Genomic DNA, 18,680 nt, shown 5'->3' with positions numbered 1-18,680 from the left:
AGGCTTTTTACGTGTTTGTTATGGATCAGTTTTACTGAGAACGTACAAACTAATCTCATTTCCAGAATTACTGTTCTTTCATCAATCCTTTATTGCCTTTTAAAATAATAGATTCATAATCGATGTATTCATAGATGTCGTCTTCGATATGGTCGCTAAATTTTTGGAGTTCACCCACAGTCAAATCTTCAATCGCTTTGTTTCCCTGCTCACAATAAATGATGATTTTTCCAACGATTTCATGGGCATCACGGAACGGAGTGCCTTTTGCGACTAAATAATCCGCTACTTCTGTTGCATTCAGAAATCCACTTTTAATCGCCGCTTTCATGTGATCTTCATGTACCTGTAGAGTGTCGATCATTTTAGACATGATTTCCAAGCAATCAAGTACTGTATCAAGCGCGTCAAAGAATTGTTCTTTGTCTTCCTGCATGTCTTTATTATATGTTAATGGCAATCCTTTCAACGTCGTGAGTAAAGCGAATAGAGAGCCATATACACGTCCTGTTTTTCCACGGATTAGTTCTGCTGCATCCGGATTTTTCTTCTGTGGCATGATGCTGCTTCCTGTTGAATAGGCATCTGAGATGGTGATAAAGCGGAACTCTTGACTGCTCCAAAGAATCAGTTCCTCACTTAAACGGCTCATATGCATCATAATGAGGGAGAAGTCGGACATCAATTCTACTAAGTAGTCACGATCACTAACTCCGTCAAGGAAGTTATCTACTGGCTTATCAAACCCTAGTAATGCAGTCGTCACTTGACGATCGATATTATGTGTCGTGCCAGCTAGTGCACCACAGCCAAGTGGATTTTCATTCAAAATCTCCGCTGCGTTTTGCACACGTTTTTTATCGCGTTTGAACATTTGTGCATACGCGCCCAAATGATGGCCGAATGTGACGACTTGCGCGCGCTGCAAATGCGTGTAGCCTGGCATAATCACGTTATTGGCTTTTCCTTTTGCTTCAAGTGAATCAATTAAAACTTGCAGTGCATCTATAACTACAGAGGTTTGGTTTCTCGCATACTGTCTCATATCGACAGCTACTTGATCGTTTCGACTGCGGGCTGTATGCAATTTCTTGCCTGTCTCCCCTACTCGCTCAGTTAGGTTCATTTCAATGAATGAATGAATATCTTCATAATTACCTGCAATTTGTAATTCTCCCGATTCGATATCTGTCAAAATCGACTGTAAGCCATTCACGAGTAATTCGCCTTCTTCAGGTGACAATAAATCAGAATGAACTTGCATCGTTACGTGTGCAATACTACCTGCGATATCCTCTCTGTAAAGACGATAGTCAACAGGCAAAGAGCTGTTGAACTTTTCCATAATCTCATCTGCTTTACTACTAAAACGACCGCCCCAAAGTTTCATTCATCATCAATCCTCTTATATTGTATTTTTATTCATAACGGTGTATGCCAACTATCTCTATTGCCATCTTGCAACGTATCTATTCTATTATTCTGACACAGTTGACGATTTTTTTCTACTTTGAGTAATATTGCGTCTGCTTGCATAAACCGTATAAATATGGGATAATAATTGAACTACAAATGAATGAGTGATGACATTGACAAACTTTGTCCCAATCCAACAAGTACAATTATGTATGACCTCGCCTAAACTACGCGAGGTTTTTTTGTTGCTTAAAGGAAACACTCTTAGAGGAGGGAAACTTTTATGACAATTCATGTACGTGAACATTCTACTTCTGCCATCTTTGCTATCTGGATCAGTTTATTTAGTAATATTATTTTGACTGTATTAAAATTGATCGTCGGATTTGTTTTCAAAAGTCCCGTTTTACTTGCAGACGGTTTCCATAACGCAGGGGACGTAGTTGCCTCTGCCGCTGCATTGACTTCCATGCAAATTTCGAAACGACCTGCAGATGAAGATCATCCGTATGGACACGGCAAAGCGGAAGTAATTGGTTCAAGTATAGTCGCTATTATTTTAGGGTTAGCCGCGATCTATATTGCTTTTGAAGCTATAATGGCTTTATTTGAAGATCCTACTACAGCGAGTAAGATTGCCTTACTTACTGCGATCGTATCACTCATTTGGAAATATATACTCTATGTCTACACCATTCGTATCGGTACAGCGGAGAACAGTAAAGGTCTGATCGCAACGGCGTATGATCACTTAGCCGATGTCTATGCCTCGCTTGCTGCAGTGATAGGAATTGGGCTTGCTTTAATTGGAGATGCTTACGCATGGCCGCTACTCACATATGGAGATCCCATCGCCGGTATTATCGTCTCCATTCTTGTCTTTAAAATCGCTATAGAAATCGGTAAGGAAAGCATTGATATATTAATGGAAAAAAGCGTATGCGACGAGCGATTAATCGCATTTGAAGAATTGATTCATTCCATTCCAGAAGTGAAGCGAATTGACCGCTTACGTGCAAGAGAACATGGTCACTACGTATTGGTAGATATCCGTATCGGTATCAGTGGTAATTTAACGATACAAGAAGGCCATATTATTTCGAGTAGATTGCGTAATTTGATCATGGCAAAAAATGAAGATGTCGATGAAGTGTTAATTCATTTAAATCCGTGGTATCCCGAAAAACAATCCGGTATACTTACTAACGAGGAGTGAATAAAATGAGTACATTTACAATTAAAACAATAGAAGTATGCGAAAAAGAAACAGAGGAAACCGTACGCTTTGCGGATGAGGGCTTTTCACAGGAACCCATCTCGTATTTGAAATCTAATATAGCTGAGTTTCTCTTTGTCGAGTCACCGGAATTCGATGAAATCAAAGTCGATTCACTGGCACTTGAAGTGGATGATATTTTCAAAACGTATATGGCGTTATTCGGTTTACAAGGCAAGAAAAAAGAAGGCGAAATAATTCGCACATTTATTGAAGAAAAACTTCAGCACAACTTACATGGCTTTAGTATTTCATTTTCAGACAATGAAGGTTTCTGGGAATTGAATATTCCGTTTGATTCGCTTAAAGGTTTTGATGAGACGATGTCTATAAAAGATGCATTACAACTTCTATACGAAGTACTTGGTGATTTGCATAAAATGAGAGCAAGTAACTGATGGCATCGCAGTTTATCTACACGTATATTCGACACCGTGATGAAAAGGAATTATGCCGGATGGAAATGCGGGCTTTTTTTGGCCATGACGTAGAAGATAACGTGGTCGTCAGTGATATAGCAGTTGATCCTTCACGAAGTCCGTTCATACAAACACGACTTGAAGTGTTAGTGGCTGCTGACAGTTTAAAGTTGCTGGCTGACAAAGTTTCTGAGCTGGAAATTGATCAATTATTTAAGACAGTCTGCTTAAATGATATGGTGCTTGGAAGAACAGCTAAAATTGATCATGATACTCGTCGAAAAATAGAGCGGTCCATAGGATTACAGGTAAAAGGTGAGCCAGAACTGGATCATCCTGAAGTATTCATCGGCATCATGCACTTGGACGATCGCTGGTATGCAGGGAATTTACTTTACAGTTCTTCAGATTGGCATGTTCACCAACAGAAGCCGCATATGTATTCTACCGCACTCGGTACCCGATTAGCCAGAGCTGCCGTCAATATAGCGGTGCCCCATCCTGAAGGGAAACGCGTCATCGATCCTTGCTGCGGAATTGGCACTGTACTGGTTGAAGCACTATCTATGGGGATACCTATTGAAGGACGTGATATTAATCCGCTTGTCGTCTATGGTTCACGGAAAAATATCGACTACTTTGATTTGGAAGGCAATGTCACTATAGGTCCAATTGCTGAAGTCGATGAAGAATACGATATTGCAATCATTGATATGCCGTATAATTTATTTACCCACATTACAGCAGAAGGCCAACTCGAGATTTTGAAAGAAGCTCGTCGCTTTGCAAAAAATTGTTTAATCATTACAATTGAGAATATGGACGAAATGCTCGAAATTGCTGGATTTGAGATAGCAGATCGTTGTCTTGCACGTAAAGGTACTTTTTCGCGTGAAGTAGTTCTATGTAAATAATGAAAGACGCATGAGGATTTTTTCTCACGCGTCTTTTTTATTGTTCATTTTGACGTAGTAACGATGCTATTCGCAAGTAAATACTTCCATACGTTTATAAAACGAATGAATCATAAAAAACAGTATATATCTCATTACAAAAAGTGTGAATAGTATAAATTAGGGGAAACAAAAGTAAAAGAGCATATTGTCTTGTGTAGTAATCATTTTTTCTAATGAGCTCTTATTCTTAAGTTAGGAGTGAAGTCTATGTTTATTAGCATCATGAAGCTTTTAAGTATTCTCTATCTATGGACTTGGTTCGTATGGCCATTCATTTTTGTTATCTCCATAATTTACGCGATCAAGGAGTTGGTGAAAGAAGAGCCAGCATTTATGAAGCCTGCGATTATCGCATCAGTGTCTTTGTTAATCATTCTGGCAGGAATCGCCTCCCCTTCGTTGTATTTATGAGAGTTTACAATCAAATGATCGAAGTCATAACGCGCTGACCTCGATCATTTCTTTTTGTTCTAGATAATGTGTAGGTGGGATTATACGTAGATAGACAACGTAATGAGGATAAGGCTTATGGACACGCTGTAAGCTCTCTCCTATGCGTCCCCCTTATTAACTGTTGTTACCCAATGTTAATACGAACATCAAAAATAGAAAAAAGAATGCCCCTTGAAGTATCGTAACTTCTGAGACATTCTTTTGATATTATTTAGTCAACGACACTGCATAATCCGCAAGCAAGCGTGCTCCGTAGCCAGTTGCAGACTTTGTGTAATATCCCTTTGACTTCTGCTTATCCATGACACCTGCCATGTCTACATGCAACCAGTTACTCTTCGGAGCGAACTTACGCAAGAAGAGACCAGCTGTGATCGAACCTGCGACAGTTAAAGAACTCATATTATTGCAATCAGCATAAGCGCTGTCAAGCGTTTCCTCATATGCATCTACTAGCGGAAGAGGCCAAACGAAGTCGCCGTTTTGGTCGCCAATTTTCTTCAGTTTATTAGACAACTCTTCATCACCAAAGACGCCACCGACTTCTGTACCTAAAGCAGCGACAACCGCGCCAGTTAATGTAGCGATATCGACTGTATAATCTGCATGTAATTCTCCTGCCCGAATTAATCCGTCAGCCAAAATCAAACGTCCTTCTGCATCTGTATTACCGACTTGTACACTAATGCCATTCTTATATTGAATAACTTCACCAGGCATTACTGCATCAGGTCCAGGTGTATTTTCGACCATTGGAATCAGCACGACTACATTCACTTTTGCATCTGAATGAGCTAGTAGTGATAATGCACCGCTGACAGCTGCTGAACCACCCATATCCATACGCATGTCACTATCATCGCGTCCGCCTTTTAAGCTAATCCCCCCTGAATCGTATGTTACGCCTTTTCCAACAAGAGCTACGAGTGGTTTTGATGCATCTGTCTGCAATGTCATCTCAACGAATGAGGGCTCATACTTACTGCCACGGCAAACTGTTAATACGCCGTTCATTTCGCGGTCTTCGATTTCTTTTTTGCCTAGTACATCTATTTTTACTTTTGTTCCTTTGAAATGGTCTTTTAATACTTCTGGATACGTCTCTGGGTTTAGCACATCAGAAAGTTCATTCATCAAGTCCCTGGAAAATGCCATCGCGGCAGCACGTACTTCTCCTGATTTGACTGCGCCTTTATCTGCACCTATTACATTTAATGTAGTGACAGGGTCCGCCTTTTTAGATTGGTAGCGGTCAAAGTTATAGGCGCCAAGGTGCCATCCTTCGACAAAAGCCGTGACTGCTTCATCTACAGATGACCATTTTTGTGCTAACTGATCCGCTTGAATCGAAGCATAATCTACCTTTTGTGTCGCTAGCTTGCGAGATATTTCACCTGCAATACTACGAATTTCATCCAATGTTTTCCATTCTTTGTTTTTTATAACGACTAACTGTTTTCCGTCATGTACAAACGTGGAAAATTCTTCAGCTTGATTGTCAACGAATTGCTTTACCAATAAATTTTTCGTTATTTGTCCATCTGTTGAGAATAAAATCTCTGCGTTAATTTTCATAGTAATAATAGCTCCCTTCACTATTTCGGTTTCCTAAATAGTTTATCACTTTTTACCTGATAGTGCTAAGAAGAGAGTGGCCAGCGGTCCTAAAAACAAAGATAGTAAAAACCAGTTCAATCCGCTTCTGTTTTTTCCCTGAGCCAATACTGCATTGATTAAAGCTAATGTACCCCACCCTACGAAATATCCTTCATTCATTTTTCATCACTCCATTATCTAGTTATATAGTATGTATACGATTTGCCTAACAGGTTAGTTTCATTAATAGCTTTTAACGCAAAAAAGGAACATCCATGATGTCCCTAGTGTTTCACATGACTGGATTAGCTACCTATTGATGTCGGTGCGTTATCATCGGTCGCATTTTGGTAGTTTTGATTACCGACTTTAGCTCTTACTTCTTCTTCTGTTAGAGGTGGTGGAATTTCGTGATCTGCCAATACTCTGTTTTCAAGTGGTACTTCTATGTTCTCCATGGCAGCATTCTTTGCATCCATTTCACGTTCACGTTGTTCTACAGTAGTTCGTTGTTCTTTTGATAAATCAGCCATTTCATCACCTCAACTTCGCGTTTTTACTTATCTTTCCCGATATTTGCTATACTAAACCTACTAGAAGGAGTAGGAGGAGAGGGACAACGTGACAACGATTTTAGTGGACGCAGATGGCTGTCCGGTAATTAACGAAACAATCGGGATTGCAAAACAGTACGGTCTTTCCTGCGTATTAATATGTGATACTGCACATGAAATGCATCGAGAAGGCGCTGAGACGATTACTGTTTCCAAAGGTGCCGACGCAGTCGACTTTGTATTGGTGAACCGTATAAAGAAAGGGGATATTGTCGTCACTCAAGACTATGGTTTGGCTGCTATGGCACTGGCGAAACAAGGTTTGCCACTTGATCAGAATGGTAGATGGTATACGAATGACAATATCGATCAATTACTGGCAGCACGTCATAAAGCACAGAAAATTCGTCGAGCTGGAGGTCGTTTGCGCGGTCCGAAAAAACGAACTGCTGAACAGACTGAAGGATTCGTTTCTAGTTTGCGTGAATTATGTAAAACGATTCAACCTTAAATGAAGCCAAATGATAAACAGAGACTACAAGTCATACTTGAAGTCTCTGTTTATATTACTTTCACGGCTTAACTTGAATAACGAATACATCCGAGTCCTCCACCGCGTGCAAACTATGTCTTTCCAGCGGCACCATATGCAAGACATTGTCAGGCGTTACATCAATCGGCTCGCCTTCCACTATGAACCGCACTTTTCCTTTACGCACGATGATGAATACTTCTTTATTCGCATCATGCTCGGCCACTTCTTCACCTGCACGCAATTGAATATTCATGAAGATTGCATTGTCGACATTCGCTACTTTTTCCACATGTTTTTTCTTTTCAGTTAGCTGATTCTTGGTATCAATTACTTTCATTAGTTTTAGCCCCTTTCAAAAGTTCTTGCATAATCAGTTCGTATGACTTCAGTTTATCATGAAAGTGAGAAGCTGTAGAAACGAATATGATTTCTTAGGCTACATAACCTTCCGCTACTTGTTGTGACTACGATCGATGCCTGCACCAATTTCCCCAGAAAACCATACTTCTAACACTTTGAAGTTTTCTACCTCTTTATTAGGGGAATAGTGAGATAGCATGACACCGCCTGATCCGACTCGGATAGCCGAAGGAAGCGAGGTCAAATGTGCCATCAGTATTTTATGTGAAAAACCTACTACCGAGGGAGCATCATGATATTCAGACGCTCCAAAGCGGTGATAACTCTTTTTCTACTCTCATAGTCTAGGCGATTTTTTGCTGAAGAGCCACTTGAGCATTTTTGACTGATGTACTAGGGGATGAATCTACTATACTTAATTGTATCTTAAAGGCAAGTCCACTCCTTCTATTGCATATAGTCTACAAAAAGCTACGACATCATTTACTGCTCGCGTTTGCCATTAATTTTATCGGAGGTAACCCTATGCCAATTATTCAATCTGTCAGTACCGTTAGACCACCTGTTGATTTGCCACAGGAAGAGGCTATGACATTTGCCCGCTCTTTATTTTCGGATTCATTTAAAGATATTGACCGCTTATTGAAAGTGTTCCAAAACGGTGAAATTGATTCACGACAAGTATGTATGCCGTTAGATTGGTATGCGGAGCCACATGATTTTGAAACAAAAAACAACTTATATATTCAGCATGCTTTGGCACTTGGCAAACGGGCAGTGGAGGAATGTCTCTCCAACACAACTACGCTTGAGCGTCCGGTGAATGCTGCTGAAATAGACGCGATCTTCTTTGTTTCAAGTAGTGGAATCGCCACACCAAGTATCGATGCCCGTCTTATTAATCAATTACCATTTCGACATGATATTAAACGTATCCCCATTTGGGGCCTTGGTTGCGCAGGTGGTGCTTCGGGCATGAGTCGTGCTTTTGATTACTGTAAAGCCTATCCTGAATCGAATGTTCTCGTTCTCGCTATAGAGCTTTGCAGCTTAACGTTTCAACGAGATGATGTGTCTAAAAGTAACTTGGTCGGTGTATCGTTATTTTCAGATGGTGTTGCCTGCGCACTTGTTTCTGGAGAACGGTCTTCCATTAAAAGTACACGTCCGATGCCGCATATCCGTGCAACGTCTTCACGTTTTATGCCAGATTCAGAGGACGTGATGGGCTGGGACATTAAAAACGATGGCTTGCATGTCGTATTTTCAAAGAGTATTCCAACCGTCATCAAAAGTTGGTTAGGACCTTTCGTACATCAATTTGTGGAAGATCATAATCTATCAATGGAAGATGTACAACATTTCGTTGCCCATCCAGGCGGTAAAAAAGTATTAGACGCCTACCAAAAAGCATTGGATATGGATCAAGAGCAAACTGCAACGTCGAAAAAAGTGTTGCAAGATCATGGAAACATGTCGTCTCCTACTGTGCTCTATGTACTTAAGGATTTCATTGAGCAACAGCCTGCTGAAGGAGAATACGGTTTAATGGCGGCACTTGGCCCAGGCTTCTGTGGAGAACTATTATTGCTGGAGTGGCAGTAAGATGGGTAGGCTCTTCCTGTTTGTTTTTATCATCGTCGTCATGCAACGGTTAGTAGAATTGTTCGTCGCTAATCGTAACGAGAAGTGGATCCGCAGTAAAGGCGCAATAGAAATCGGCGCATCCCATTATAAATGGATGGTATTGATGCATACGGCATTTTTCGTTTCCTTGTTAATCGAAGTTCTTGTATTCGATCGTCCTCTATCACCACTATGGGGCTTGTTACTTGCAGTCTTCCTATTGATGCAAGTACTACGTGTCTGGTGTCTGTCGTCGTTAGGGAAGTTCTGGAACACTAAAATTCTTATACTACCTGGGGCGGACGTACAGAAAAAAGGACCTTATCGCTGGATTCGCCATCCGAACTATGTCATTGTAACAACTGAACTGATTGTATTACCTTTACTATTTAGTGCGTACTTTACAGCCGGGCTGTTTCTATTATTAAACATTTGGATGCTGTCCGTCCGGATCCCCGCTGAAGAACGCGCACTACGAGAACTTACAAATTATAATGAAGTGTTTTGATAAAAAAGAAGAGACTGGGACAGAACTATAAAATAGTCCGCTCCCCTGCGCTCTTGTATCTCAAAAGTTACTTTTATAAATACGTAGTCAAAAAGAAAAATGCATGAAGGAGAAGAATGACCCTTCATGCATTTTCCGAGTTTTGTCCCAGCCTCTTCTTACTTTTTTACTGATTGATTAGCATTTATATACAGGAATACCGCGCTAGTTACTCGTAAATGGAAAGCGTCCACTAACGATCAACAGTACTATGTCACTTACTTCGTATTTCTATTATTAACAAGCTTGACCATCACTATTGCCGTCTAGATGTTCTTTATACGCAGGGTGTCCTTTCTTAACGCCCTCCGGATATACTTTACGTAGCTCTGTACAATTCTTGAAATCCTGTGTTTCACCATATACAGGTATCTTCACAGAATCAGCGGGATATTTCTCACTATCAAAACCTCGGTCTGTTGTATAGTCTTCCAACGTCCAGATGCCTATGCCCGATTTCTTGGCTTGTTGCTCAGCTTTTTCAAATGCATCCAAATGCCGTGTGTTAGGCGGATACACATAAGCGACTCTCGCTAATCCCTCTTTCAATAACTGCTCTTGCACACTTTTGCCGTCTATGTATATATACGCTAATAATCTGCCGTATTTATCATATTTTCCGCCTACATCAAATTCGATTTCAAGCTGACCTTTTTGCAGTAGCTCCTGGTTACGTACCTTAGCTTGCTGTCCGTAAGGCTGTTTACCAAGCCGGGGGTGATTCGTTTCTGGTGTATCAATTAATAAATACCGTACATTTTCTTCTTTACCTTCATACATAATCTTGATCGTATCGCCGTCAATTGTTTTGACCAATTCAACAGGAATAAGACCTTGACGACTCGGTTCTTTTTCCTCGTCCTCAAGTAGTTCTGGGAAATATATTGCAACAATCGCAATTCCTAGAGCAATGAAGAGTGAAGTAATCATTTTCTTACGTTTGTTTTGTTTCACTTTTGGTGTCGTTTTCTTACTCATCAGAACCTCTTTTCTATAAGCTAAAACCTAAAAAGGCCAAGCCTATACCTACTATGAACGTTGCAAGTGTATAACTAATAGCATGAAATTTTCGACCTTCAGTCCAGAACGTCCAAATCTCTTTCATTAACGTAGAATACGTCGTTAAAGCACCCGCCACACCTGTTGCAAAAAACAGTGTCCAACTAAGGGAAAGATTTGAACCTATGATCCAGCCGATGAAGAAGCTCCCAACCGAATTAACAAGCAACGTTCCATATGGCAAACGTTTTCTATTGAGCTTGGCAGACACTTCAAAACGCAATAGCGCCCCTATAAATCCGCCACAACCAACTGCTATGAAATGCCAGATCATGCCGATAGCCTCCTAGCTAATGAAAAACCAAACGCCGCCATAGCCAGTCCACCTATTAAACTACTACCCACGTATACAACAGCAAGTACAAAAAGTCCATTACTTAGCAATTCAACCGTTTCTATACTGACTGCTGAAAACGTCGTAAATGCACCAAGGAATCCCGTAGTAATAACTGTCACTGCTAAAGGGTTAAGCCTTCCTCCAAGACGAGCTCGTTCCACTATATAGCATAGTAGCAACGTACCGATCATATTCACTAAGAATGTCGCGACAGGAAAAGAACCGCTGACGATCAACAGATGACCGACCAGCAGCCTTGTGCTCGCTCCTAAAGCTCCAGCTACACCTATGTACAGACGTTCTCTCATATGTTCACGACCTTATTTCATTCGATAATATATCCGAGTGAATGAAGTACATTATTGATAAATGATTGTGTATATAAATAGACCCCTTCTTGCTCAGGCGCTTGGATGACATCGTGGTCAACGTCTTTCCATCGTTTCCATTGCAATTCAGATAAATTTTGTGCGAATGCCCACTTGCGTGTGTAATCGGTATTGGTGATTTGATCCGCTTCTCCCGTGTGCAGTAATAACGGTACATCTTGGATAATTAAATCTGGTTGCATGACAGATCTCATGAGTGTCTGTAATTCACGGTACCAGCCACCTGTCACAATAGATACATACATTGGATCTTCAGCGTATTGCTCTAAGAATTCAGGATTACGCGATAGAAGTTCAGGTGTAATTTCATGATCCAACGTCATCGATTGAGACCATTTTGTAAACATTTTCGCCCGGATCGGCGGATGATGTTCCAGATGTAGCCAAGGTGATGTGCAAATGACTCCTGCACATTCGATTCGTTCCATCTGTAATAAACGAAGTAAGAACGTAGCACCCAATCCATGCCCAAATAAAAATACAGGCAAATTATCATCTAAACCGCTTCGGATCATTTTCTTGATAAATCTTCGGTAATCCTTAAATGCCTCCGCATGCACTTCGACACTTTCTTTGCCGTGACCAGGTAAATCCCCAGCTACAACATGAAAGCCATCGCTTCGAAATTTCTGTATGAGCCATACATATCTTCTATGATGCTCATAAGCGTTATGTACAAGAACGATAACACCTTTTGCCTTACCTTCTGCTTCCCATTTCCACAAAGTTACCACTCCTTATTTGACTATCTTATTCTATTCATTTCATTCTTATGTTTCACAAATACTAAATGTTTGTTACGATAAATTATACATGATTATTTAGAAATGAGGAGATTTGATTGATTTATCCATACGAAGGTAAATTACCAGAGATTGACCCATCCGTCTATATTGCGGATTACGTAACGATTTCAGGAGATGTAACTATAGGTCCTGAATCGTCTATATGGTTCAATACCGTTATACGTGGGGATGTATCTCCTACTGTTATAGGACGAAAAGTAAATATACAGGATTTCTGCTGTCTACACCAAAGCCCCAAATATCCATTAATTCTTGAAAATAATGTGACGATCGGTCACAAAGTGATGCTTCATAGTTGCACGATTAAAACCGGTGCACTTGTTGGAATGGGTGCGACCGTGCTCGATGGGGCAGAGGTTGGAGAAGGTGCATTCATAGGCGCTGGCAGCTTAGTAACTCCAGGCACGAAGATTCCGCCTAACACATTAGCACTCGGTTCTCCTGCCCGTGTCGTTCGTGATTTAACTGACGAAGATCGTGCAGACATGACAAGAATCGTTAATGAATATGCACGCAAAGGTCAATTATATAAAGCCTTGCAAGAAGAGAAATAATTGAAGCGCCCGTTACTAGCGGGTGCTTATTTTAATACTCGCTGAATTTTACAGACATTTCGAGTGTTATCGCTAATATATTTTCCTCTTCAATGTATACATGAATTTTACACCCTCCTGCAAACATATGAATATCATGCGTCAGCCATTCACCATTAGCAAATATATACTCCACTAACATCCCATATATAGGATGTTATTTCGTTTGGACTGTTTTTTAAAAATAAAAGTTTTACCTTATCTATTATAACCAGTTAAAATTTTTCACTCTATCTATGACTTATGATAGAGCAGAAATGTTTCATCTACTTATAAAATCAGTAGATGAAGTTTATTTATATAAACAAAAAAGTAGCCCGAGGGCTACTTTTGTTGAACTTATTTCCAGCCTACTTCATTCATCAATTCTACAGCTTTCGGATTATACTTACCGTAATCTGCAAAATCCACTTTTTGTGGTGTGAATGTACCCCATTCAGCCATCACTTCTGGTAATTTCGCTTCTTTATTAACCGGGAACTCAAAGTTTTCTTCCGCAACTAGTTCTTGTGCTTCCACAGTCGTTAAGTACTCAATCAACTTCACTGCATTCTCTTTGTTTTTACTGTGCTTAATCAAGCCAGCACCGCTAATATTAATATGTGTTCCTGTAGTTTCCTGGTTCGGGAAGAATACGCCGATCTGGTCGAACACTTTCACATCTTCCGCTTCGTCTGAAACAGACATGTGACCTACGTAGTAACTATTCATAATCGCAACATCACCAACACCTGCAACGATTGCACGCGCTTGGTCGCGGTCTCCGCCTTCGGGTTCGCGCGCTAAGTTATCTACAATACCTTGCGCCCATTCCTTAGCTTTCTCTTCACCGTCAATTGCGATCAATGATGCCATTAAAGATTGGTTATACAAGCTATCGGATGAACGAACAAGTAATTTATTTTTCCATTTGTCTGTTGCAAGGTCCTCATAAGTTGATAATTCTTCAGGCTTCACGCGATCTTTTGAATAGACAATCACACGTGCACGAGTAGATAATCCAATCCATTGGTTGTCTGTGTCGCGAAGCTCTGCTGGCACTGTTGTATCGATTTCTTTAGATTCAACAGGTTGCAAAAGACCTTCTTCTTTTGCCGTGTTCAAGATCCCACCATCGACTGTAACGAATAAATCAGCAGGTGTATTTTGTCCTTCACGCTTTAGACGCTCCATTAATTCTGGCGCTTTCGCTTCAATCACGTTTACTTTAATGCCAGTCTTCTCTGTAAAATCTTCATAAAGAACTGAATCTACGTCATAGTGTCTAGCTGTATAGACGTTTACTTCTCCACCCGTTTTCTCACCTTCAGTTGCATCAGTTGTATCTTCAGCAGCCTCTTCTTTTACTGGTTCGTCTTTTTGTCCCTCTTTATCGGAACTGGAATTACATGCGCCTAAAACTGCCGCAAGCATTAATAGGGCGAATGCCCATAAAAACTTCTTCACATTCATTCTCTCCTTATTTCTCATATACGTTGAATACCTTCATGCGATAATGAGAATCATTTTCAGTGCTAAAGAAATTGTAATACAGATCAGAGTATAAGTCTAGTATTCATTTTGCTTTATTTTTGCAAAAAAAAGGAGAGTAGCGGAAACATATCCGATACTCTCCTTTACAACGTTATACAGGTATTGATTCTTTTTCCGATCCCATATACGTAGCACAATCAATATAAATAGTTCGATCACAAATCGCGTCCACATCAGCTTGATCATGTGACACAAACAAACATGTAATATTGGCTTTTTGCAAGATATCTCGAACTTCCATTCGAATCAATGACTTCAAATTCGTATCCAGATTACTGAACGGCTCATCCATCAACAGAATCGAAGGTGAAGGAGCCAAAGCTCTTGCCAATGCTACACGTTGCTGTTGTCCCCCGCTAAGTTCATGGGGATAGCGTTTGGCGAACTCTTGCAATTGAACAAGTTCCAACATTTCATCCAAACGTTTCTTTTTCTCAGGGCGCTTCATTTTATGTAAGCCAAAGCAAATATTTTCGCTTACTGTTAGATGCGGAAATAATGCATAGTTCTGAAACACCATACCTACACCACGCTTCTCTGCCTCAATATACGTATTATCTCCTACAATCAATCTGCCATCCAGTTCGATACTGCCTACTGTAGGATCTTCCAAACCTGCAAGCAACCGTAACAAAGTGCTTTTTCCGCTACCACTCGCACCTACAATCCCTACGATTTCCCCTCTTTCAATCGTAAATGAAAAGCGATCAATGATAGGCTGCTGTTTTTTTGAATACCGAAATGATAAGTTTTGAATGTCTACAAACATCGTTCTCACTTCTCCTCAAATTTCAAAATAATAATCACCGACAAGATGCTTAGACAAATTAATAACAGTGAGGATGGTGCTGCTTCATAGATTCTTTCATCAATTGCATATTGATAGGTCCGTGTCGCGAGTGTATCAAAGTTAAATGGCCGTAGCAATAAAGTCAGCGGTAGTTCCTTCATAATTTCGAGGAATGCCAACGCAAATCCAATTAAGATCGAACCGCGTAATAGTGGAAACTCTACTCTCCAAAACGTATATGTCATACTACGTCCTAGTAAGAATGAAGCTTCACGATAAGACGGCGGTACTTTTGTATAACCTGATTCAATCGAGTTGAATCCTTGCGCCATAAACCGAATAACGTATCCTGTGATCAGCATAGCGATCGACATACTTAATACGAGTGAGCCAGATTCTACACCTAACAGTTTCGGATAAATGAATGCCAGTTTTTCATCTAACGTAATAAATAGGGCAAGTACGCCAATTGCGACGACTGCTCCTGGAACCGCATAACCGGACGTCATGATACGCGCAAGTAAATTAGACGAAGCGGATGGGTACAAGTTAATCGTACGGGCAGCCAAAATCGCAAAGAAGCTTATGATTAATGCACCGACGAGAGCAACTACTAAACTATTGGTGATCAAGCTGATGAAGTCTGAACGCCATACTTTTTCATATGTTTTTAGTGACCAATAGATCAGTTGCACAAAAGGAATTATAAAGGCACTCAAGAATACTATAGAACAAGAAAGGAATGCTAGACAAGCAGTCCATCCACGTAGCTTTTTACGCGCGAGTGGTCTGCTTTGCGTCACGTTCGTATCATACTTTCGCCCTTTGCGTAAAAAACGCTCTAGCATGAAAATCCCTAATATAACGATTAGCAACCAAGCAGCCAAACGCATCGCTGCATTGATATCATACATCCCGAACCACGTCTGGAAAATCGCCGTGGATATCGTTCGTACACCAAAGAAACTGGCTACGCCATAATCACTCAACACTTCAAAGATGACAAGCATCGAACCTGCGATGATGGCAGGTCGTGCAATGGGTAATCCCAAACGGAAGAACATTTGGAAGCCATTCAATCCAAGAGTTTTAGCACTTTCAATATAGGAAGCGCTTTGTTTTTCAAAATAATTGAGCGCAATCATATACACATAAGGATAAAGAAATAATGTGAGGACAAAAATCGCCCCACGCAATGACATGATCTCGATCGTGCCTGGTGTGAATTGATAATCAAAATAATTACGGAAGAACGATTGAATAACGCCCGTATAGCTTGTCATTGTACTATATGTATAAGCCGCTATATAAGGCGGTATAGCCAAAGGTATAATCAACAGCCATTTAAACTGTTTCCGTAATGGAAATTCATAGGCTGCCACAATCCACGCTAATACCACTCCGATGGTCGTCGAGAGGAACCCGACAGATCCAACTAAAATGACTGACCCTTTTATATAGTCAGCAAGCAAAAATTCTTTAATATGTTCCCAATTTTCGCCTGTCGGCTGGAAGAAACTTAGTACAACATAGGCCACCGGCATAATAATGACGAGTGCACCAAGCATTGTAATGATGAACCAGCTATTTGCCCGACGACGAATCTCTCTTAGCCATATAGATGTTTTCATATACTATAATACCAACTTTACTACGCACAATGGCGGTTATGGTGTACATTCATTATGACTTAAATAATATAAGTCACTCTCAAGTATATACAAATTCTCTGTACATTCCAATGTTTTCACAGGAATTCAACAAATCTATGCTGTTGACGTTCTACAGAATAAAAAAATGATAATCGAGTGGGGTTACATGGTTAATCTGTTTACGGAAAAATCCTTTATACAAAAATGAAGACAAACACTTTTTATGGTGTTTGTCTTCATGCAAAATAATATTGTGTAAATCACGATAATTTTTCTGATCTAAGCTAGTTTCTCATTTTCTTTTCTAAAGAAACCGAAGATACCTACTGTTTGTACAATATTGGTAAAGGCTTGCGGATCCGTCTCATTAATAATCCGTTCCAAATCGTATAGTTCATATCTTGTGATTACGACATAAAGCATGCTCTTATCTTCTTTTGAGTAAGCACCTTTCGCAGGTAGTATAGTAATCCCACGTACCATTTGACGATGGATTGCTTGTTGAAGATCGTCTGCTTTCCTAGTAATGATCATCGCGGTGACTTTTTCATGTCGCGTATGAATCATGTCAATCACTGAAGTCGTAACGTATAGGGCGACCATTGTGTAAAGTGCGTTTTCCGGTTCATATAGAATACCTGCGAAAACGATAAGAATACCGTTGAGCAGTAAAAAGTATACACCGATTGGTTTATCCTGCATACGAGATAGAATCATCGCGACGATATCCATTCCACCCGTAGATGCACCTAGCTTCAAGGATATCCCTACACCAACACCTGCAAGTACCCCGCCAAATACCGCATTCAGCATAATGTCTTCTGACATGGAACGCAGTGGCAATAATTCAAGGAATAGTGTAGCGAACGCAACGGATAACATGCTGTAAATTGTGAAACCTTTCCCTACTTTAAACCAACCTAGAATAAAGACGGGGATGTTAAATAGTAACAACAGAATACCTGTACTGATTGTCATGCCCAATTGATCTTTTAGAACGCTTGATACTAACTGGGCTGCACCCGCAAACCCACTCGCATAGACATTTGCATTAATGAGAAAGAAATTTAACGATAGAGCCATAAGTAGCGATCCTAAAATAACAACCGTCACCCGTTTTGCTTCAATGAAAAACATAGCGACCTCCTATGGTAAATAACAATTTATTGCACGAACTAGATTATATCTATTCTTCCCCCATAATGGTACCCCTAAGCTTCATTTGACATAAAAAAATCCGCTTTACCTTACTGCCGTTCACAAATGGTGCTACCCGAAAGCAAGTAAAAGATACCCCTGTTGCAATTTATTCAGATTTCACGCTTTTTAAAAGCATTCCGCAATTAGAGAAAATGCGCTTCCCACCGATTGATTTTGTCATTCCATGTCGTATAGGACAGTACGCAGACCGAACTATCAGACTATTACGAATTTAACATAAAGCACAAGTCCCTATTACACTGTCAAAACAATATAAATAAATTAGTAGAACGGTTCGAAAGTTTCAACTATGAATTATACGGTTTAATTCGGGTGAATATCGGCTATATTTAGAGGGGGAATCAAGGAGGAAATGCACGATGAAAACAAACAAAAAGGTAAGTGAATCGAAACGAGACAAAATGATTGAAGAGCTCGTTTCAAATGGGGTATTCAAAATTGATGGGAAACAACTGTACGAATTACCGCTTCAATTATTAACGCAAGAATATGAAGCATTCGGCCAAACTGACATTCAAATGTAAGAAATGTGGCTGGGACAAAACCCAAAAAAATGCATGAA

The 18,680-nt window shown here is 40.2% G+C and carries 22 protein-coding genes; 9 read left to right on the top strand and 13 right to left on the bottom strand.

Annotation, left to right across the window (positions count from 1 at the left end; all coding sequences use genetic code 11):
- Positions 1-67 precede the first annotated feature (67 nt).
- Positions 68-1,390, bottom strand: a complete 1,323-nt coding sequence (argH, locus tag CSV70_RS10205) for an argininosuccinate lyase (RefSeq protein WP_099661030.1) — start codon at positions 1,388-1,390, stop codon at positions 68-70.
- Positions 1,391-1,699: 309 nt separating this feature from the next.
- On the opposite strand from argH, the gene CSV70_RS10200 reads away from it, so the two are divergent.
- The 4 genes from CSV70_RS10200 to CSV70_RS10185 all read left to right on the top strand — a co-directional run bounded on the left by CSV70_RS10200 (position 1,700) and on the right by CSV70_RS10185 (position 4,478).
- Positions 1,700-2,632, top strand: a complete 933-nt coding sequence (locus CSV70_RS10200; protein ID WP_085131375.1) for a cation diffusion facilitator family transporter — start codon at positions 1,700-1,702, stop codon at positions 2,630-2,632.
- 5 nt (positions 2,633-2,637) lie between these two features.
- Positions 2,638-3,090 (top strand): protoporphyrinogen oxidase, encoded by a 453-nt coding sequence (locus CSV70_RS10195; protein ID WP_099661029.1) that lies wholly within the window; start codon positions 2,638-2,640, stop codon positions 3,088-3,090.
- On the top strand, positions 3,090-4,025 hold the full coding sequence (locus tag CSV70_RS10190) for a TRM11 family SAM-dependent methyltransferase (RefSeq protein ID WP_199171615.1): 936 nt from the start codon (positions 3,090-3,092) through the stop codon (positions 4,023-4,025). Before CSV70_RS10195 ends, CSV70_RS10190 begins: the two co-directional genes overlap by 1 nt.
- A gap of 249 nt (positions 4,026-4,274) precedes the next feature.
- A complete protein-coding gene (locus tag CSV70_RS10185) occupies positions 4,275-4,478 on the top strand; it encodes a hypothetical protein (RefSeq protein WP_085131378.1) in 204 nt (67 codons plus the stop codon).
- A gap of 249 nt (positions 4,479-4,727) precedes the next feature.
- On the opposite strand, the gene CSV70_RS10180 is transcribed toward CSV70_RS10185, so the two are convergent.
- The 3 genes from CSV70_RS10180 to CSV70_RS10175 form a co-directional block, all read right to left on the bottom strand.
- Entirely contained in the window at positions 4,728-6,095 is a 1,368-nt protein-coding gene (locus CSV70_RS10180) for a leucyl aminopeptidase family protein (RefSeq protein ID WP_099661027.1), read from the bottom strand.
- 45 nt (positions 6,096-6,140) lie between these two features.
- Positions 6,141-6,296, bottom strand: coding sequence for a hypothetical protein (locus CSV70_RS16590; protein ID WP_198166067.1), 156 nt, complete (start codon positions 6,294-6,296; stop codon positions 6,141-6,143).
- Between the two features lie 125 nt (positions 6,297-6,421).
- Complete coding sequence (locus CSV70_RS10175; RefSeq protein ID WP_099661026.1) at positions 6,422-6,649, bottom strand: hypothetical protein; 228 nt, start codon at positions 6,647-6,649, stop codon at positions 6,422-6,424.
- An 88-nt stretch (positions 6,650-6,737) separates the two neighbouring features.
- Here CSV70_RS10175 and CSV70_RS10170 point away from each other — a divergent pair, with 88 nt between their 5' ends.
- The gene (locus tag CSV70_RS10170) at positions 6,738-7,181 is read left to right on the top strand and encodes a YaiI/YqxD family protein (RefSeq protein WP_099661025.1); all 444 of its coding nucleotides are present in this window, start codon (positions 6,738-6,740) and stop codon (positions 7,179-7,181) included.
- Positions 7,182-7,242: 61 nt separating this feature from the next.
- Here the strand turns inward: CSV70_RS10170 and CSV70_RS10165 are convergent, their stop codons facing one another.
- The gene (locus CSV70_RS10165) at positions 7,243-7,542 is read right to left on the bottom strand and encodes a cupin domain-containing protein (RefSeq protein WP_085131381.1); all 300 of its coding nucleotides are present in this window, start codon (positions 7,540-7,542) and stop codon (positions 7,243-7,245) included.
- A 548-nt stretch (positions 7,543-8,090) separates the two neighbouring features.
- Here CSV70_RS10165 and CSV70_RS10160 point away from each other — a divergent pair.
- Both CSV70_RS10160 and CSV70_RS10155 read left to right on the top strand, forming a co-directional pair.
- Positions 8,091-9,170: a type III polyketide synthase gene (locus tag CSV70_RS10160; RefSeq protein ID WP_099661024.1), complete on the top strand. Its 1,080-nt coding sequence runs from the start codon at positions 8,091-8,093 to the stop codon at positions 9,168-9,170.
- 1 nt (position 9,171) lies between these two features.
- Positions 9,172-9,699, top strand: a complete 528-nt coding sequence (locus CSV70_RS10155) for an isoprenylcysteine carboxyl methyltransferase family protein (protein ID WP_085131383.1) — start codon at positions 9,172-9,174, stop codon at positions 9,697-9,699.
- Positions 9,700-9,975: 276 nt separating this feature from the next.
- Here CSV70_RS10155 and CSV70_RS10150 read toward each other — a convergent pair whose 3' ends face one another.
- From CSV70_RS10150 to CSV70_RS10135, 4 genes are read right to left on the bottom strand one after another with little or no spacing between them, the layout of a single operon-like run.
- Positions 9,976-10,716, bottom strand: a complete 741-nt coding sequence (locus CSV70_RS10150) for a thermonuclease family protein (RefSeq protein ID WP_199171614.1) — start codon at positions 10,714-10,716, stop codon at positions 9,976-9,978.
- Positions 10,717-10,729: 13 nt separating this feature from the next.
- Positions 10,730-11,071, bottom strand: a complete 342-nt coding sequence (locus tag CSV70_RS10145; protein WP_099629335.1) for a fluoride efflux transporter FluC — start codon at positions 11,069-11,071, stop codon at positions 10,730-10,732.
- Positions 11,068-11,442 (bottom strand): fluoride efflux transporter FluC, encoded by a 375-nt coding sequence (locus CSV70_RS10140; RefSeq protein ID WP_099627050.1) that lies wholly within the window; start codon positions 11,440-11,442, stop codon positions 11,068-11,070. Before CSV70_RS10140 ends, CSV70_RS10145 begins: the two co-directional genes overlap by 4 nt.
- A gap of 17 nt (positions 11,443-11,459) precedes the next feature.
- Entirely contained in the window at positions 11,460-12,257 is a 798-nt protein-coding gene (locus tag CSV70_RS10135; protein ID WP_232319202.1) for an alpha/beta hydrolase, read from the bottom strand.
- Between the two features lie 107 nt (positions 12,258-12,364).
- Here CSV70_RS10135 and CSV70_RS10130 point away from each other — a divergent pair, with 107 nt between their 5' ends.
- Positions 12,365-12,883, top strand: coding sequence for a gamma carbonic anhydrase (locus CSV70_RS10130; protein ID WP_099661023.1), 519 nt, complete (start codon positions 12,365-12,367; stop codon positions 12,881-12,883).
- A gap of 378 nt (positions 12,884-13,261) precedes the next feature.
- Here the strand turns inward: CSV70_RS10130 and CSV70_RS10125 are convergent, their stop codons facing one another.
- The 4 genes from CSV70_RS10125 to CSV70_RS10110 all read right to left on the bottom strand — a co-directional run bounded on the left by CSV70_RS10125 (position 13,262) and on the right by CSV70_RS10110 (position 18,034).
- Complete coding sequence (locus CSV70_RS10125; protein WP_099627048.1) at positions 13,262-14,374, bottom strand: Fe(3+) ABC transporter substrate-binding protein; 1,113 nt, start codon at positions 14,372-14,374, stop codon at positions 13,262-13,264.
- 172 nt (positions 14,375-14,546) lie between these two features.
- Positions 14,547-15,224, bottom strand: coding sequence for an ABC transporter ATP-binding protein (locus CSV70_RS10120; RefSeq protein WP_085131390.1), 678 nt, complete (start codon positions 15,222-15,224; stop codon positions 14,547-14,549).
- A gap of 5 nt (positions 15,225-15,229) precedes the next feature.
- Positions 15,230-16,876, bottom strand: coding sequence for an ABC transporter permease (locus tag CSV70_RS10115; protein ID WP_099627047.1), 1,647 nt, complete (start codon positions 16,874-16,876; stop codon positions 15,230-15,232).
- Between the two features lie 300 nt (positions 16,877-17,176).
- Positions 17,177-18,034: a YitT family protein gene (locus CSV70_RS10110; RefSeq protein WP_085131392.1), complete on the bottom strand. Its 858-nt coding sequence runs from the start codon at positions 18,032-18,034 to the stop codon at positions 17,177-17,179.
- Between the two features lie 443 nt (positions 18,035-18,477).
- On the opposite strand from CSV70_RS10110, the gene CSV70_RS10105 reads away from it, so the two are divergent.
- Entirely contained in the window at positions 18,478-18,642 is a 165-nt protein-coding gene (locus CSV70_RS10105; protein ID WP_085131393.1) for a Fur-regulated basic protein FbpA, read from the top strand.
- The last annotated feature ends 38 nt before the right edge of the window (positions 18,643-18,680 follow it).

It is taken from the genome of Sporosarcina sp. P25, assembly GCF_002743235.1.
In the GTDB taxonomy this organism is placed as follows: Bacteria; Bacillota; Bacilli; order Bacillales_A; family Planococcaceae; genus Sporosarcina; species Sporosarcina ureae_B.
Note: the sequence above shows the minus strand (reverse complement) of the source record. Positions and strands in the feature narration are given on the sequence as shown.

Coding starts and splice junctions, on each gene's coding strand:
- argH (WP_099661030.1), bottom strand. CDS start 1,390: ATGAAACTTTGGGGCGGTCGTTTTAGTAGTAAAGCAGATGAGATTATG.
- CSV70_RS10200 (WP_085131375.1), top strand. CDS start 1,700: ATGACAATTCATGTACGTGAACATTCTACTTCTGCCATCTTTGCTATC.
- CSV70_RS10195 (WP_099661029.1), top strand. CDS start 2,638: ATGAGTACATTTACAATTAAAACAATAGAAGTATGCGAAAAAGAAACA.
- CSV70_RS10190 (WP_199171615.1), top strand. CDS start 3,090: ATGGCATCGCAGTTTATCTACACGTATATTCGACACCGTGATGAAAAG.
- CSV70_RS10185 (WP_085131378.1), top strand. CDS start 4,275: ATGTTTATTAGCATCATGAAGCTTTTAAGTATTCTCTATCTATGGACT.
- CSV70_RS10180 (WP_099661027.1), bottom strand. CDS start 6,095: ATGAAAATTAACGCAGAGATTTTATTCTCAACAGATGGACAAATAACG.
- CSV70_RS16590 (WP_198166067.1), bottom strand. CDS start 6,296: ATGAATGAAGGATATTTCGTAGGGTGGGGTACATTAGCTTTAATCAAT.
- CSV70_RS10175 (WP_099661026.1), bottom strand. CDS start 6,649: ATGGCTGATTTATCAAAAGAACAACGAACTACTGTAGAACAACGTGAA.
- CSV70_RS10165 (WP_085131381.1), bottom strand. CDS start 7,542: ATGAAAGTAATTGATACCAAGAATCAGCTAACTGAAAAGAAAAAACAT.
- CSV70_RS10160 (WP_099661024.1), top strand. CDS start 8,091: ATGCCAATTATTCAATCTGTCAGTACCGTTAGACCACCTGTTGATTTG.
- CSV70_RS10155 (WP_085131383.1), top strand. CDS start 9,172: ATGGGTAGGCTCTTCCTGTTTGTTTTTATCATCGTCGTCATGCAACGG.
- CSV70_RS10150 (WP_199171614.1), bottom strand. CDS start 10,716: ATGAGTAAGAAAACGACACCAAAAGTGAAACAAAACAAACGTAAGAAA.
- CSV70_RS10145 (WP_099629335.1), bottom strand. CDS start 11,071: ATGATCTGGCATTTCATAGCAGTTGGTTGTGGCGGATTTATAGGGGCG.
- CSV70_RS10140 (WP_099627050.1), bottom strand. CDS start 11,442: ATGAGAGAACGTCTGTACATAGGTGTAGCTGGAGCTTTAGGAGCGAGC.
- CSV70_RS10125 (WP_099627048.1), bottom strand. CDS start 14,374: ATGAATGTGAAGAAGTTTTTATGGGCATTCGCCCTATTAATGCTTGCG.
- CSV70_RS10120 (WP_085131390.1), bottom strand. CDS start 15,224: ATGTTTGTAGACATTCAAAACTTATCATTTCGGTATTCAAAAAAACAG.
- CSV70_RS10115 (WP_099627047.1), bottom strand. CDS start 16,876: ATGAAAACATCTATATGGCTAAGAGAGATTCGTCGTCGGGCAAATAGC.
- CSV70_RS10110 (WP_085131392.1), bottom strand. CDS start 18,034: ATGTTTTTCATTGAAGCAAAACGGGTGACGGTTGTTATTTTAGGATCG.
- CSV70_RS10105 (WP_085131393.1), top strand. CDS start 18,478: ATGAAAACAAACAAAAAGGTAAGTGAATCGAAACGAGACAAAATGATT.